Here is a 12,837-nt window from a genome sequence, read left to right on the forward strand (position 1 = left end):
GAGGGACCGTTCCGCATGGCCAGCAGATCCGACACCGAGAAGCAGGGCTTCGTCCACAGCGTTTGGGAAACCGTCAAGACGGTGTTCTGGGCGCTGCTGATCGCGGGCATCTTCCGCACCCTGTTCTTCCAGCCCTTCTGGATTCCCTCGGGCTCGATGAAGGACACGCTGCTGATCGGCGATTTCCTCTTCGTCAACAAGATGGCCTATGGCTACTCCTACGCGTCGTGCCCCTCGGTGCGCCTGGCCTCGCTCGGTGTCGACATCTCGGCCGAGGATGTCTGCGGCTGGGCCAAGGGCGACAACGACCGGCTCTGGGGCGAGTACCCCGAGCGCGGCGACGTGGTGGTGTTCCGTCACCCGGTGACGGGCGAGGATTTCATCAAGCGCGCCATCGGCCTGCCCGGCGACCGGATCCAGGTCCGCGAGGGGCGGCTTTTCATCAATGACGAGGCGGTGGGCATGGAGCCCGCGGGTACCTTCATCGAGGTGATGGAGCGCCAGGGGCCGCAGGGGCTTTTGCCGCGCTGCCGCAACGGCGCGGTCGGCATGGGCGCCACCTGCGAAAAGACCCGCTACACCGAGACGCTGCCGAATGGCCGCAGCCACGACATCCTCGACATCGGCACCCAGTCGTCCGACAATACCGGCGTCTACACCGTTCCCGAGGGGCACCTGTTCTTCATGGGCGACAACCGCGACAACTCCACCGACAGCCGCGTGCCGCAAAACGCGCGCGGCGTGGGCTTCGTCCCCTTCGAGGATCTCGTGGGCCGGGCCGACCGGATCATGTTCTCCTCCGCCGGGCGCTCGATGCTGGCCTTCTGGACCTGGCGGTCGGATCGTTTCTTCAAGGCGGTCGAGTGAAGCTTTCGGCCGAACTGCGCGCCTTCGCGGGGCGGCTGGGGCACGAGTTCTCGCGTCCCGAGCTTTTGTCGCGCGCCGTTACCCATGGCTCGATCTCCGGGCCGATGCGCGACGACAACCAGCGGCTGGAGTTCCTCGGCGACCGGGTGCTGGGCCTCGTGATGGCCGAGGCGCTGCTTGATGCGGACCGCAACGCCACCGAGGGGCAGATCGCCCCGCGCTTCAACGCGCTGGTGCGCCGCGAGACCTGCGCCGAGGTGGCGCGAGAGATCGAGATCGGCGCGGTGCTGCGGCTGGGCCGGTCCGAGATGAAATCGGGCGGGCGCCGCAAGGAGGCGCTGCTCGCGGATGCGATGGAGGCGGTGATCGCCGCCGTCTATCTCGACGCGGGCTTCGAGGCGGCGCGCCGGGTGGTGCGCCATGTCTGGGGCGACCGGATCAACCGGGTCGAGGAAGACGCGCGCGACCCAAAGACGGCGCTGCAGGAATGGGCGCAGGCGCGCGGCGAGCCGCCACCCGCCTATGCCGAGACGGGACGCGAGGGCCCGGACCATGCGCCGGTCTTCACGATAGAGGTGACGCTGGCCTCGGGGCCGTCGGAAAGCGCCACCGCCGGGTCGAAGCGGCAGGCGGAACAGGCGGCGGCAGCCGCGCTACTCAAACGGGTGAGCGAATGAGCGAGCATGACGAGACGCCGAAGGGCGACGAGACGACGGGTGCCGCTCAGGGCGAGACGCCCGAGGCGCTGCACGAGGACGGCCTGCCCGGCGCGCCGGTGGGCGGCGACGACACGGACGGCCCGACCAGCGCCGGCTATGTCGCGCTGATCGGCGAGCCCAACGCCGGCAAGTCGACGCTTCTGAACCGCATGGTCGGGGCCAAGGTCTCGATCGTCACCCACAAGGTGCAGACCACCCGCGCCCGCATCCGCGGCGTCGCGATGGAGGGGCGCGCCCAGATCGTCTTCGTCGACACGCCCGGCCTGTTCCGCCCGCGCCGCAGGCTCGACCGCGCCATGGTCGCTGCCGCATGGAGCGGCGTGGCCGATGCCGACATGGTGGTGCTGCTGGTCGAGGCGCATCGCGGCATCACCGACGGCGTGAAGGCGATCCTCGAAGCCCTGCCCGACCGGCTTGGCCGCAAGCCCGTCGCACTCGCCATCAACAAGATCGACAAGGTGAAGTCCGAGGTGCTGCTCAGGCTGACGCAGGAGCTCAACGACGCGCATCCCTTCGTGAAGACCTTCATGATCTCGGCCGAACGCGGCCATGGCGCCGCCGATCTCAAGGCATGGCTCGGTGCCGAGATGCCGCAAAGCCCCTGGCTCTACCCCGAGGACCAGCTCGCCGACCTGCCGCTGCGAATGATCGCCGCCGAGATGACGCGTGAGAAGCTGACGCTCAGGCTGCACCAGGAGCTGCCCTACGAGCTGACGGTCGAGACCGAGAGCTGGCAGGAGCGCGACGACGGCTCGGCCCGGGTCGACCAGATGATCTATGTCGCGCGCGAAGGCCACAAGGGCATCGTGCTCGGCAAGGGCGGCGAGACGATCAAGTCGGTCTCCAAGGCCGCGCGCGAGGAGCTGACGGAGTTCCTCGGCCGCAAGGTGCACCTTTTCTTGCAGGTGAAGGTGCGGCCCAACTGGCTCGAAGAGCGCGAGCGCTATTCCGAGATGGGGCTCGATTTCAAGGACGGCAATGGCTGAACCACGGCTCGCCGCGGGCATCTGGGTCTCGGCCTATCTCGCGCGGCTCAGGCTGCATGACATCCCCGTCTTCGTCACAGCGAAGGGCGACGAGACGGCAGGCGCGGTGCTGGTGAAGTCCAACACGCTCGACGGGCAAGCGCGGCTCCATCAGCGCAGCCTCGACCTGATGAGCGGGGCGCGGACATGGATCGTGCTCGCCGAGGGGGACGAGGCCGAGGTCGATGCCAGCATCGAGAAGCAACGGCGCTTCGATCCCGACCTATGGGTGATCGAGGTCGAAGACCGTGCAGGCCGGACGCTTCTGGAGGAGCCGGGATTGGCCGACTAGGCCTGCAGCGCTTCAGGCCGAGCGCCAGCGGTCGAGGATATGCCGCGCCACCATCAGGTCGAGATGCGCGCCACCGCCGTTCTTGAACAGCGTGATCTCCTCGTCGCTCTCGCGCCGGAACAGCTCCGGCTCCGAGAACTCCGCCACCACGTCTTCGCGCGCGATCGCCCCCGCCTCCAGCGGGATCTTCAGCTCGCCGATGTGATCGAGCGTTGTGGCGCGCGCATCCACGAAGATCCGCGCCCGCTGCAACGCCCTGTCATCGGCCTCGCGCATCTGCGGGGTGAAGGCCCCGATCAGGTCGAGATGGGCGCCGGGGCGCAGCCAGTCGCCGCGCACGACCGGCGCCTTCGCCATGGTCGCGCAGGTGACGATGTCGGCGCGGGCCACGGCCTGTTCGAGATCCTCGGCGATCTCGATATCCGCGTGCCGCGCCTTCAGCCGCTCCGCGCCTTCGCGCGAGCGGTTCCAGACCGTGAAGCGCGCTTGGGGAAAACCCGCGCCGTAGGCCTCGCGCAGGGACGAGGCCACGTTGCCCGCGCCGACGATCAGGATCTCCCGGCTGTCGGGCCGCGCCAGCTTCATTGCGCCCAAGAGGCTGTCGGCGGCGGTCTTCCACTTGGTGACGAGATGGAAATCCACCACCGCCTCCAGCGTGCCATCCGTGTCCGACAGAAGGTTCACCGCGCCATTGACGCTCGGGCCTTGGTTGCCGGGAAAGATCGTCGCGACCTTCACGGCGATCCCCAGCCCCTCGATCCAGGCGGAGCGGTTGAGCAGCGTGTCATCGCCCCGGTAGAGGAAGGTGTCGGTGACCTGCGCGGGCGGCAGATCGTGCCCCGCCTCGATCGCGCGGGCCATGGCGATCCAGTCGAGCTTGGCCTCGGCCTCGAAGGGGACGATCTCGGTCATGCGGCCTCCTCGGCGGTGAGCAGCCCCTCGGCCACCAGTCTCTCGGCCAGCCCGTCGGGCCCGGTGAAGTGATGGGTCCGCCAGCCGCGCACCTGCGCGGCGGCGATGTTGTCCTTGCGGTCATCGGTGAAGAGAAGCCGCTCCGGCGCCACGCCGGTCTCGCGCTCAAGCCGCTCGTAAATCGGCGCATCGGGTTTGGCCATACGCAGATGGCCCGAGACGAAGAGCGCGTCGAACTCCGAAAAGACCGGGTAATGCGCGCGGGCGATCTCGAAGGTTTCGACCCCGAAATTCGACAGGGCGAAGACGGGGATACCCCGCCCCTTGAGCGCCCGCAGAAGGCGCCCGGAGCGCGGGATCTCGGGGCTTGCCATCTCGATCCATCGATCGTGCCAGAGCATGATCTCGGCGGCACGCTCGGGATGCGCGCGGGCCAATGTCGAGACCTGCCGGTGGAAATTCTCGCCCAGATCGACCTTCTCGTTCATGCCGTGCAGATCGACGGCGGCGAACAACTTGGCCCGCCGCTCCGGACCGATCTCGGCGTCATAGACCCGTTCGGGGTTCCACTCGATCAGCACGTTGCCGATGTCGAACACCACCGCTTCGACGCTCATGACCCTGCTCCTTCCGTCCCGGCCTTGCGCAGCGCCCGCTCCAGCGCGTCGAGAAAGCGCGAGCGATCGGCCTTTGTGAAGCCCTTTCCGCCGCCCTGCCGGAACGGATCGGCGGCGCGGATATCGGCCATGAGATCGCGGGTGGCCAGCACGTTGCCGATATTGGCCCCGGTCAGAGGCTCGCCATTGTGCTTGAGCACCTGCGCCCCGGCCTCCACGCATTTCGCCGCGAGCGGGATGTCATTGGTGATCACCACGTCGCCCCTCTTGGCCCGGTCGGCGATCCACATGTCCGCCACATCGGGCCCCTCGGGGACGATGACGGTCTCGACATAGGGGTTCTGCGACGGGCGCAGCCCGCCGTTCGAGACGATGGCGACCTTGACCTTGTGGCGCGTGCCGACCGTCTCGCATTCGGCCTTCACCGGGCAGGCATCGGCATCGACATAGATCATGACCAGAGCGCCTGCGCGTGGAAATCGACGTGATCCTCCATGAAGGAGGAGACGAAGAAATAGCTGTGGTCATAGCCCTTCTGCAGGCGCAGCGTGCCGGGCTGGCGGCGTTCGGCCATGGCCTTCGCAAAAGCCTCGGTGCCGAGCTTGTCGCCGAACTGGTCGGCGGTGCCGGTGTCGATCAAAAGCGGCCCGTCGAAGCCGGTCTTGGTCATCAGCAGCGTGGCGTCGTGGCGCGCCCATGCGGCCTCGTCCGCGCCCAGATAGGCGGTGAACTGGCGCCGGCCCCAGTCGCTTTGGGTCGGGTGGCAGATCGGCGCGAAGGCCGAAACCGAGCGGTAGCGCCCCGGCAGCCGCATCGCCATGGTCAGCGCGCCGTGCCCGCCCATGGAATGGCCGGTGATCGACTGGCGCGCCTCGTCGATGGCGAATTGCCCTTCGAGCAGGGCGGGCAGTTCCTCGGCCACGTAGTCCCACATCCGGTAGTGCCTGGCCCAGGGGTCCTCGATGGCGTTAAGGTAGAACCCCGCGCCCTGCCCCATGTCGAAGCTGTCGTCATCGGCCACGCCCTCGCCCCGCGGCGAGGTGTCGGGAAAGACCAGCGCGATGCCCTGCTCGGCGGCCCAGCGCTGCGCGCCGGCCTTGGTCATCGCGTTCTCATGGGTGCAGGTCAGCCCCGACAGCACCCACAGCACCGGCACCGGACCTTCCTGCGCCTCGACGGGCAGGAACAGGCCGAAGGTCATCTCGGTGCCGGTCGCTTCGCTGGCATGGGAATAGACCCCCTGCACGCCGCCGAAACAGGTGTTTTCGCTGATCGTCTTCATGTCGTCTCCATATTCTCCGAGATCACGGTGAGGATCTCTTCGAGCGGTTTCTTGATCCGGGCCGCGGCCGGAACGGTGGCATCGGCGGCGGGGTGGCCCACCGCGAGGATCATCACCGGCTTTTCGGCCACGGGCCGCCGGCACAGATCGGTGAGGAACTTCATCGGGCTCGGCGTATGGGTCAGCACCGACAGCCCCGACAGGTGCAGCGCCCCGATCAGGAAACCGGTGGACAGCCCGACGCTTTCGGGCACGTAGTAATGCTTGTAGCGCGAGCCGTCCTCGCGCGTGCCCCAGCGCTGGCCGAAGACCACGATGAGCCAGGGCGCGACCTCGAGATGCGGCTTGGAGGCGCCGGTGCCGATCGGCTCCAGCGCGGCGATCCATTCATCGGGCGCGCCGCCGCCGTAGAAGACGCGCTCCTCCTCCTCGGCGGCGGCGCGGATTTTGGCCTTCATCGCCGGGTCCGAGATCGCCACGAAGTGCCAAGGCTGCTGGTTGGCGCCCGACGGCGCGCGCCCGGCGGTGGCGATCGCGGTCTCGATCACCGCGCGCGGCACGGGGCGGTCGGAAAAGTCGCGCACGCTGTGGCGCGATGCCATGGCGTCGTGATGCGCGCGGGCCGCCGCCTGCATGGCCGCATCGTCCAGCGCGGGGCGGCGCGGCAGCGCGGTCGGCCTGTAGGTTCCGGTCTCGTCTCTCATCGCGCCCTCCCCCTGCGAAGGGGCAGTTTCGCCAAAGCCGGAACCGGGCGCAACCCGCCTCACCCGCCGCCGATCAGCACGCCCGCGGCAAAGACCAGCGCCCCGCCCAGCACCACCTGAAAGGCGGCGCGGAAGAACGGCGTGTCCATGTAGCGGCTCTGGATCCAGGCGATGGCCCAGAGCTCGATAAAGACGATGACGATGGCGGTGATCGTCGCGGTCCAGAAATGCGGGATGAGGTAGGGCAGCGCGTGGCCCAGCCCCCCCACGGTCGTCATGATGCCGGTGGCCAGCCCGCGCTTGACGGGCGAGCCGCGGCCCGAAAGCTGCCCGTCGTCCGAGGCGGCCTCGGTGAAGCCCATGGAGATGCCCGCGCCGACGCTGGCGGCCAGCCCGACGAGAAAGGTCGTGTGCGTGTCCTGCGTGGCGAAGGCGGTGGCGAAGATCGGCGCCAGCGTCGAGACCGAGCCGTCCATCAGCCCCGCGAGGCCCGGCTGCACATAGGTCAGCACGAATTGCCGCCTTGCCGCGTGGTCCTCGTCGTGGCGCGCCTCATCGGTGAGGTGCTCCGCCTCAAGCGCCTGCGCCGTCTCCTGGTGCCCGGCCTCGGCGGCGGCGAGATCGCCCAGAAGCCTGCGGGTCGCGGCATCGCGCGCATGGGCGGCGGCGCGGGCGTAGAAGGCGCCCGCCTCGCGCTCCATCTGCGCGGCCTGCGCGCGGATTGTCTCCAGCCCGAGGTTTTCCATCAGCCAGACCGGGCGGCGGGCGTGAAACCCTGCCACGTGCTCGCGCCGCAAAAGCGGGATCACCTCGCCAAAGCGGTCGCGATGCAGCGCGATGAGCTGTCGGCGGTGGTCGTCCTCCTCGGCGGCCATGCCGTCGAAGACCGCCGCCGAGGCCGCGAAATCCGCGCGCAGCCGCTCGGCATAGAGCCGGTAGATCCGCGCGTCGTCCTCCTCGGAGGAAATTGCCAGCGCGAGGATCTCCTGCTCGCTCAGATCCGAGAAGCGGCGACGCGAGGGCAGGCCGGGAATCATGGCAACGCTCCTTTTTAGAACGATTCCAATTTACCCGCCCGGCCCGATCCCGCAACCCCGCGCGGCGCTCAGTCCTTGCGCCGGACCTGAAGCTGGTTGCCCTGCTTGCGGGTCTCGAAGCGCTTGAGATCGAGCACGAGATCCGACAGCTTGCGCTTGCCATAGCTGCGCACGTCGAAATCGGGGTTGTCGGCGGTGATGTACTGGCCGATCGGCCCCAGCGGGTACCACTCGTCGTCGTCCTGCTCGATCTTGTCCATCGCGCGCAGGATCAACGGCACGGCCTCCAGCGGCGGCTTCTTGCCCGCGGGTGCGACAGGTGCCTCGCCCTCGGCCTCCGGCTGGCCCGGCTTGGGGGCGGCCACCGGCTCGTCCATGATGTTCTCGATCAGCACGAAGCGGTTGCAGACGTTGCGCAGGCTCTCGGGCGCCTTGGCCTCGCCGATGCCGATCACGTCGAGCCCCTGCTCGCGGATGCGGTTGGCGAGCGCCGTGAAGTCCGAATCCGACGAAACCAGCACGAAGCCGTCGAAGCGCCCCGTGTGCAGGATGTCCATCGCATCGATCACGAGGCCGATGTCGGAGGCGTTCTTGCCCTTGGTGTTGGCGGTCTCCTGATGCGCGACGAGGCCCAGCGCGCGCACGTTGTCGGCCCAGCCCTTGAGCCGGTCGGCCGACCAGTCGCCATAGACGCGGCGCAGCGCCGGCTCGCCGAAGGAGGTGATCTCCTTGAGGATCGGCTTGGCGAAGCGCGCGGGGATGTTGTCGGCGTCGATCAGCACGGCATAGAGCGGACGGGTCTCGGGCATCTCGGGCCTCCTGTTGCGGGTCAATCGCCCATCGCGCCCCCAAGGCCCGGCGTCAAGCCGGGCCTCGAAGTCATCGCCTCAATAGACCACGACCGAGCGGATGCTCTCGCCTGCATGCATGAGGTCGAAGCCCTTGTTGATCTCGTCGAGCTTGAGCTGATGGGTGATCATCGGGTCGATCTCGATCTTGCCCTCCATGTACCAGTCCACGATCTTCGGCACATCGGTGCGCCCGCGCGCTCCGCCAAAGGCCGTGCCCTTCCAGGTGCGGCCCGTCACCAGCTGGAAGGGACGGGTCGAGATCTCGGCCCCCGCGGGCGCCACGCCGATCACCACCGAGACGCCCCAGCCGCGATGCGCCGATTCGAGCGCCTGGCGCATGACGGTGACATTGCCGGTGCAGTCGAAGGTGTAGTCGGCCCCGCCGATCAGGTCGCCGCGCCGCTTGGTCATGTTCACGAGATGCGCCACGATATCGCCGTCGATCTCCTTGGGGTTGACGAAATGGGTCATGCCGAAGCGCTCGCCCCATTCCTTCTTGTCGTCGTTGAGATCGACGCCGATGATCATGTCCGCGCCCGCGAGCCTGAGCCCCTGGATCACGTTGAGCCCGATGCCCCCCAGCCCGAACACCACCGCCGTCGAGCCGATCTCGACCTGCGCGGTGTTGATCACAGCACCCACCCCGGTGGTGACGCCGCAGCCGATGTAACAGATCTTGTCGAAGGGCGCGTCCTCGCGCACGCGGGCGAGCGCGATCTCGGGCAGGACCGTGTGATTGGCGAAGGTCGAGCAGCCCATGTAATGCAGGATCGGCTCGCCATCGAGCGTCGAGAAGCGCGAGGAGCCGTCGGGCATCAGACCCTGCCCCTGGGTGCTGCGGATCGAGGTGCACAGGTTGGTCTTTTGACTCAGGCAGGAGGGGCATTGCCGGCATTCGGGCGTGTAGAGCGGGATGACGTGATCGCCCTTCTTGAGCGAGGTCACGCCCTCGCCCACCTCGACCACCACGCCCGCGCCCTCATGGCCGAGAATGGCGGGAAACAGCCCCTCGGGATCGGCGCCCGAAAGGGTGAATTCGTCGGTATGGCAGATGCCGGTGGCCTTGATCTCGACCATCACCTCCCCGGCTTTGGGGCCTTCGAGGTTGACCTCCATGATTTCGAGGGGCTTTCCGGCCTGGGTGGCGACGGCGGCACGTGTGCGCATGGGAGGACCTCCGTGATGGTGCGCGCCGGGGCGCGGCGCGCTTTGGCCGGCAGGGTCGCGGAAAGCGCGGGCGAGATCAATGGGCCGGACCAATGAGCCGGACCCCTCGCGCACCACTTGTGCGGGGCCGCGCGGCAGGTCAGGCTCGGCCTCATGCGATACCTGATCCTCCCCCTGATGCTCGCCGCCTGCGCGCCCGTCGCGCGGGCCCCCGATCCACGCCCCGCCCCGGCCGATCCCGGCAGCTGCGGCGCCGAGGCCCGGCAGCCGCTTGTCGGCGCGCCCGCCACCGCGCTGGAGCGCGAATTGATCCTCGGCCGGGTGCGCATTTTACGGCCCGGCGATCTGGCGACGATGGATTTCGTGCCCGAGCGGATCAATTTCGAGATCGACGCCATGGAGCGGATCGCGCGCATCTACTGCGGCTGAGCCGATGCGGGGAGAGGGCGCCGAAACCGTCCCGCATGCGGTCGCGCCGCATGCGGGACGGGTCGGCTTCGCGAACAGGCCCCGCCCCGCCGCGGGTCAGGTGGGGGCTGTTATCGCCACGAAGGGGCGGGGTGCCTGCCGCTGACCCCCTTGTGCCAGCGAGTCGCGGCGCGGATGCGGTGCGCCCAAGTCGGACCGACGGAGATTTCGCGGCAATCGCGTGGCGCAGCTGGAGCTGACCCCCGTCACCCTTGAATTACCGCCAAGCGCGCGTAACTCTGAACCCATGACGCTGCAGCCTCCCACGCCGTTTCCCGGCCGCCTGCCCGAACAGGTCGCCTTTCACCGGACCGAGCTGGGGCCGATTCTCTCGGTCTATGGCCGCATGGTCGCCGCGGGCGAATGGCGCGATTACGCGATCTCGTCCCTGCGCGAGCTGGCCGTCTTTTCCGTATTTCGCCGCACCGCCGAGACGCCGCTCTACCGCATCGAAAAGCGCCCCAAGCTGCGCCACCGGCAGGGGCAGTTCTCGGTGATCGGCCCCGAGGGGCAGGTGCTGCGGCGCGGCGACGACCTTACGCAGGTGCTCAAGGTCTTCGACGCGCGGCGCTTCCGGGTGATCGAATAGGCCCTAGAGCCTGCGGCGGTGCGTCACCGGCCCGCCGCCCTGCGCCTCGATCCGAAGCGCGGCCTTGCGCGAATCCTCGTAGGTCACGGCCATGGCATGGCCATTGGCGTGGATGATCGTCTCCGGCTCCACCAGCAGCGCCACGTGACCCTTCCAGAACCACAGGTCGCCACGCTGCGGCGCTTCGCCTTCCACGTCGCGGCCCAGCGTCTGCTGCAGGTCGCTGTCGCCCGGGCAGGCGACGCCGCACGCCAGAAGCGCCGCCTGCACCAGCCCCGAGCAGTCGATCCCGAGCCGCGAATTGCCGCCCCAGAGATAGGGCGTGCCGAAGAACATCTGCGCCACCGTCACCGGGTCCGAAAACGGGCGGTCGATCTCGCGCAGGTGCTTCTTGGGGATAAAGCCCTCGGGCGTCTCGAACAGCTCGCGGCGCTCGTGCAGCACGGTGATCCGGCTGCCGAAGCTCAGATGCGCGAGGTCGGGCGACTTGATGCTTTCCTCGGCATAGAGATGCGTGGCGGGCGTGGCGACGAGATGGGTCGCGGCGCGCGCCTCGCCCAGCGCCTCGGCTTCGACATAGCCGCAATAGCCATCGCGCGCGGCGCGGACGAAGGCCCAGCCCTCATGCGTCTCGAAGACCTCCACGCCCTCGCCCGCCAGAAGCTGCCGCTCACGCGCGCCGCCCGGTGCGGCCAGCAGATCCAGCACCGGCCAAAGCACCCGCGCCCCCTGCCCCGGCACGTAGCGCTCGGCCGCGACCTGCCCGGCCAGTTCCAGCGCCGCGACGCGGCCATTGGCGGGGGTCAGACGGCGGTCCATCGCGGTCATTCCAGCCCCAGGAGATCGGGCATCGCCTCCAGCAGTGCCCGCGCCCCCATGCCGACGCCGCCCTTGGGCCGCGCCGGGGCGGGCTTCGGGTTCCAGCCATAGATGTCGAAATGCGCGTAGCGCGTGCCCTCGGCAAAGCGGCGCAGGAACAGCGCGGCGGTGATCGAGCCCGCCATGCCGCCCGAGGGCGCGTTGTCGAGATCGGCGATGCCCGGTTCGATCAGCGGCTCGTAGGGGTCGTGGAACGGCATCCGCCAGACCGGATCGGCCACCCGCGCCGCCGCGGCCGCGATCGCTGCCGCGTCTTCGTCGGCATCGGTGTAGAAGGGCGAGAGATCCGGGCCGACCGCGACACGCGCCGCACCGGTCAGCGTCGCCATGGAGATCATCAGATCGGGGCTTTCCTCGCCCCCCAGCGCCAGCGCATCGGCCAGCACCAGCCGCCCCTCGGCATCGGTGTTGTTGTTCTCCACCGTCAGCCCCTTGCGCGAGGCGAGGATGTCGCCGGGGCGGAAGGCATCGGCCGAGACCGAATTTTCCACCGCCGGGATCAGCACGCGCAGCCGGATCTTCAGCCCCAGCGCCATGATCATGCGCGCGAAGCCCAGCACGGTGGCCGCACCGCCCATGTCCTTCTTCATCAGCCCCATGGAGGCGCCGGGCTTGAGGTTGAGCCCGCCGGTGTCGAAGCACACGCCTTTGCCCACCAGCGTCAGCGCGGGACCCTGATCTCCCCAGCGCATGTCGATGAGGCGCGGCGCGCGGTCGGGTGCGGCGGCGCGGCCCACGGTGTGGATCAGCGGCAGGTTGCCCGCCAGCAGCTCCTCGTCCCGCGTCACCGCCATGCGCGCGCCGAACTCTTCGGCGAGCGCGGCGGCGGCGGCTTCGAGATCGGCGGGGCCCATGTCCGAGGCCGGGGTGTTGATCAGGTCGCGGGTCAGCGCCTCCCCCGCCGCGATGGCGCGGATGCGGTCGGCATCGACGCCCGCGGGGGCCACCAGCCGCGCCTTGGGCGCGGATTGCCGGGCGTAGCGGTCGAAGCGGTAGCTCTCCAGGAGCCAGCCCAGCGCCGTCTCGGCGGCGAGGGCGGGCTCCGTGGAGGGATCGAGCGCATAGGTCCCCTCGGGCAGCTTCGAGGCGGCGGCGGCGGCGATGAAACGGCCCCTTGCGCGCGCCTTGTCACCGCCAAGGCCCACCAGCGCACCCCACAGCCCCCCCTTGGCGTCGGGCAGCGCCAGCACCGCGCTCGCACCCGCCCTGAAGCCCTGCGCCCGCACCCAGCCCTGCGCCACCTCGGGCAGCGCCTCCAGCGCGGCGTCGAGCGTCTCTGGCGTCACCAGCCGCAGCGGCAGGGCATCGGCAGTGGCGGCGGCGAAATCGGGGGCGGTCATGGCAGGCTCCTCGGGGCGGCGGGCGGTGTTCAGGGCGCGAGACTAGCTCCCTGCACCGCCACCGCAACCGGGATCGCGCGTCAGCCCG

General features: G+C 69.2%; 16 protein-coding genes. 6 read left to right on the forward strand and 10 right to left on the reverse strand.

Translation table 11 applies throughout. From position 1 onward, the window contains the following. Window positions 1-15: 15 nt before the first annotated feature. From lepB to NHG85_RS16545, 4 genes are read left to right on the forward strand one after another with little or no spacing between them, the layout of a single operon-like run. Window positions 16-867 (forward strand): signal peptidase I, encoded by an 852-nt coding sequence (gene lepB / locus NHG85_RS16530; protein WP_253334428.1) that lies wholly within the window; start codon window positions 16-18, stop codon window positions 865-867. Further along, a complete protein-coding gene (rnc, locus tag NHG85_RS16535; protein WP_253334431.1) occupies window positions 864-1,544 on the forward strand; it encodes a ribonuclease III in 681 nt (226 codons plus the stop codon). The genes lepB and rnc overlap by 4 nt, the downstream gene beginning before the upstream one ends. Next, complete coding sequence (era, locus tag NHG85_RS16540) at window positions 1,541-2,572, forward strand: GTPase Era (RefSeq protein ID WP_253334433.1); 1,032 nt, start codon at window positions 1,541-1,543, stop codon at window positions 2,570-2,572. Before rnc ends, era begins: the two co-directional genes overlap by 4 nt. Next, window positions 2,565-2,903, forward strand: coding sequence for a DUF1491 family protein (locus NHG85_RS16545; RefSeq protein ID WP_253334435.1), 339 nt, complete (start codon window positions 2,565-2,567; stop codon window positions 2,901-2,903). Before era ends, NHG85_RS16545 begins: the two co-directional genes overlap by 8 nt. A 12-nt stretch (window positions 2,904-2,915) precedes the next feature. Here NHG85_RS16545 and NHG85_RS16550 read toward each other — a convergent pair whose 3' ends face one another. The 8 genes from NHG85_RS16550 to NHG85_RS16585 form a co-directional block, all read right to left on the reverse strand. Then, the gene (locus tag NHG85_RS16550) at window positions 2,916-3,815 is read right to left on the reverse strand and encodes an ornithine cyclodeaminase family protein (protein ID WP_253334437.1); all 900 of its coding nucleotides are present in this window, start codon (window positions 3,813-3,815) and stop codon (window positions 2,916-2,918) included. Next, complete coding sequence (locus NHG85_RS16555; protein ID WP_253334439.1) at window positions 3,812-4,432, reverse strand: HAD family hydrolase; 621 nt, start codon at window positions 4,430-4,432, stop codon at window positions 3,812-3,814. The genes NHG85_RS16550 and NHG85_RS16555 overlap by 4 nt, the downstream gene beginning before the upstream one ends. Further along, on the reverse strand, window positions 4,429-4,887 hold the full coding sequence (locus tag NHG85_RS16560; RefSeq protein WP_253334441.1) for a YaiI/YqxD family protein: 459 nt from the start codon (window positions 4,885-4,887) through the stop codon (window positions 4,429-4,431). The genes NHG85_RS16555 and NHG85_RS16560 overlap by 4 nt, the downstream gene beginning before the upstream one ends. Further along, on the reverse strand, window positions 4,884-5,714 hold the full coding sequence (gene fghA, locus NHG85_RS16565) for an S-formylglutathione hydrolase (protein WP_253334444.1): 831 nt from the start codon (window positions 5,712-5,714) through the stop codon (window positions 4,884-4,886). The genes NHG85_RS16560 and fghA overlap by 4 nt, the downstream gene beginning before the upstream one ends. Further along, entirely contained in the window at window positions 5,711-6,418 is a 708-nt protein-coding gene (locus NHG85_RS16570) for a nitroreductase family protein (RefSeq protein ID WP_253334446.1), read from the reverse strand. Before NHG85_RS16570 ends, fghA begins: the two co-directional genes overlap by 4 nt. Window positions 6,419-6,477: 59 nt before the next feature. Then, window positions 6,478-7,455: an iron exporter MbfA gene (gene mbfA / locus NHG85_RS16575; RefSeq protein ID WP_253334448.1), complete on the reverse strand. Its 978-nt coding sequence runs from the start codon at window positions 7,453-7,455 to the stop codon at window positions 6,478-6,480. Between the two features lie 68 nt (window positions 7,456-7,523). Continuing rightward, the gene (locus tag NHG85_RS16580) at window positions 7,524-8,264 is read right to left on the reverse strand and encodes an NYN domain-containing protein (protein ID WP_253334450.1); all 741 of its coding nucleotides are present in this window, start codon (window positions 8,262-8,264) and stop codon (window positions 7,524-7,526) included. Between the two features lie 78 nt (window positions 8,265-8,342). Then, complete coding sequence (locus NHG85_RS16585; RefSeq protein ID WP_253334452.1) at window positions 8,343-9,473, reverse strand: S-(hydroxymethyl)glutathione dehydrogenase/class III alcohol dehydrogenase; 1,131 nt, start codon at window positions 9,471-9,473, stop codon at window positions 8,343-8,345. A 153-nt stretch (window positions 9,474-9,626) separates the two neighbouring features. Here NHG85_RS16585 and NHG85_RS16590 point away from each other — a divergent pair, with 153 nt between their 5' ends. After that, window positions 9,627-9,902, forward strand: a complete 276-nt coding sequence (locus NHG85_RS16590) for an I78 family peptidase inhibitor (protein ID WP_253334454.1) — start codon at window positions 9,627-9,629, stop codon at window positions 9,900-9,902. 286 nt (window positions 9,903-10,188) lie between these two features. Then, the gene (locus NHG85_RS16595; protein WP_253334456.1) at window positions 10,189-10,530 is read left to right on the forward strand and encodes a DUF2794 domain-containing protein; all 342 of its coding nucleotides are present in this window, start codon (window positions 10,189-10,191) and stop codon (window positions 10,528-10,530) included. A gap of 3 nt (window positions 10,531-10,533) precedes the next feature. Here NHG85_RS16595 and NHG85_RS16600 read toward each other — a convergent pair whose 3' ends face one another. Further along, window positions 10,534-11,349, reverse strand: a complete 816-nt coding sequence (locus tag NHG85_RS16600; RefSeq protein WP_253334460.1) for a C40 family peptidase — start codon at window positions 11,347-11,349, stop codon at window positions 10,534-10,536. 5 nt (window positions 11,350-11,354) lie between these two features. Next, complete coding sequence (locus NHG85_RS16605; RefSeq protein WP_253334458.1) at window positions 11,355-12,749, reverse strand: leucyl aminopeptidase family protein; 1,395 nt, start codon at window positions 12,747-12,749, stop codon at window positions 11,355-11,357. Window positions 12,750-12,837: the final 88 nt, after the last annotated feature.

It is taken from the genome of Limimaricola litoreus (assembly GCF_024159025.1).
Classification (GTDB): Bacteria; Pseudomonadota; Alphaproteobacteria; order Rhodobacterales; family Rhodobacteraceae; genus Limimaricola; species Limimaricola litoreus.

Coding starts and splice junctions, on each gene's coding strand:
- NHG85_RS16605 (WP_253334458.1), bottom strand. CDS start 12,749: ATGACCGCCCCCGATTTCGCCGCCGCCACTGCCGATGCCCTGCCGCTG.
- lepB (WP_253334428.1), top strand. CDS start 16: ATGGCCAGCAGATCCGACACCGAGAAGCAGGGCTTCGTCCACAGCGTT.
- NHG85_RS16545 (WP_253334435.1), top strand. CDS start 2,565: ATGGCTGAACCACGGCTCGCCGCGGGCATCTGGGTCTCGGCCTATCTC.
- NHG85_RS16600 (WP_253334460.1), bottom strand. CDS start 11,349: ATGGACCGCCGTCTGACCCCCGCCAATGGCCGCGTCGCGGCGCTGGAA.
- NHG85_RS16550 (WP_253334437.1), bottom strand. CDS start 3,815: ATGACCGAGATCGTCCCCTTCGAGGCCGAGGCCAAGCTCGACTGGATC.
- NHG85_RS16590 (WP_253334454.1), top strand. CDS start 9,627: ATGCGATACCTGATCCTCCCCCTGATGCTCGCCGCCTGCGCGCCCGTC.
- NHG85_RS16555 (WP_253334439.1), bottom strand. CDS start 4,432: ATGAGCGTCGAAGCGGTGGTGTTCGACATCGGCAACGTGCTGATCGAG.
- era (WP_253334433.1), top strand. CDS start 1,541: ATGAGCGAGCATGACGAGACGCCGAAGGGCGACGAGACGACGGGTGCC.
- NHG85_RS16580 (WP_253334450.1), bottom strand. CDS start 8,264: ATGCCCGAGACCCGTCCGCTCTATGCCGTGCTGATCGACGCCGACAAC.
- NHG85_RS16570 (WP_253334446.1), bottom strand. CDS start 6,418: ATGAGAGACGAGACCGGAACCTACAGGCCGACCGCGCTGCCGCGCCGC.
- fghA (WP_253334444.1), bottom strand. CDS start 5,714: ATGAAGACGATCAGCGAAAACACCTGTTTCGGCGGCGTGCAGGGGGTC.
- NHG85_RS16585 (WP_253334452.1), bottom strand. CDS start 9,473: ATGCGCACACGTGCCGCCGTCGCCACCCAGGCCGGAAAGCCCCTCGAA.
- NHG85_RS16595 (WP_253334456.1), top strand. CDS start 10,189: ATGACGCTGCAGCCTCCCACGCCGTTTCCCGGCCGCCTGCCCGAACAG.
- mbfA (WP_253334448.1), bottom strand. CDS start 7,455: ATGATTCCCGGCCTGCCCTCGCGTCGCCGCTTCTCGGATCTGAGCGAG.
- NHG85_RS16560 (WP_253334441.1), bottom strand. CDS start 4,887: ATGATCTATGTCGATGCCGATGCCTGCCCGGTGAAGGCCGAATGCGAG.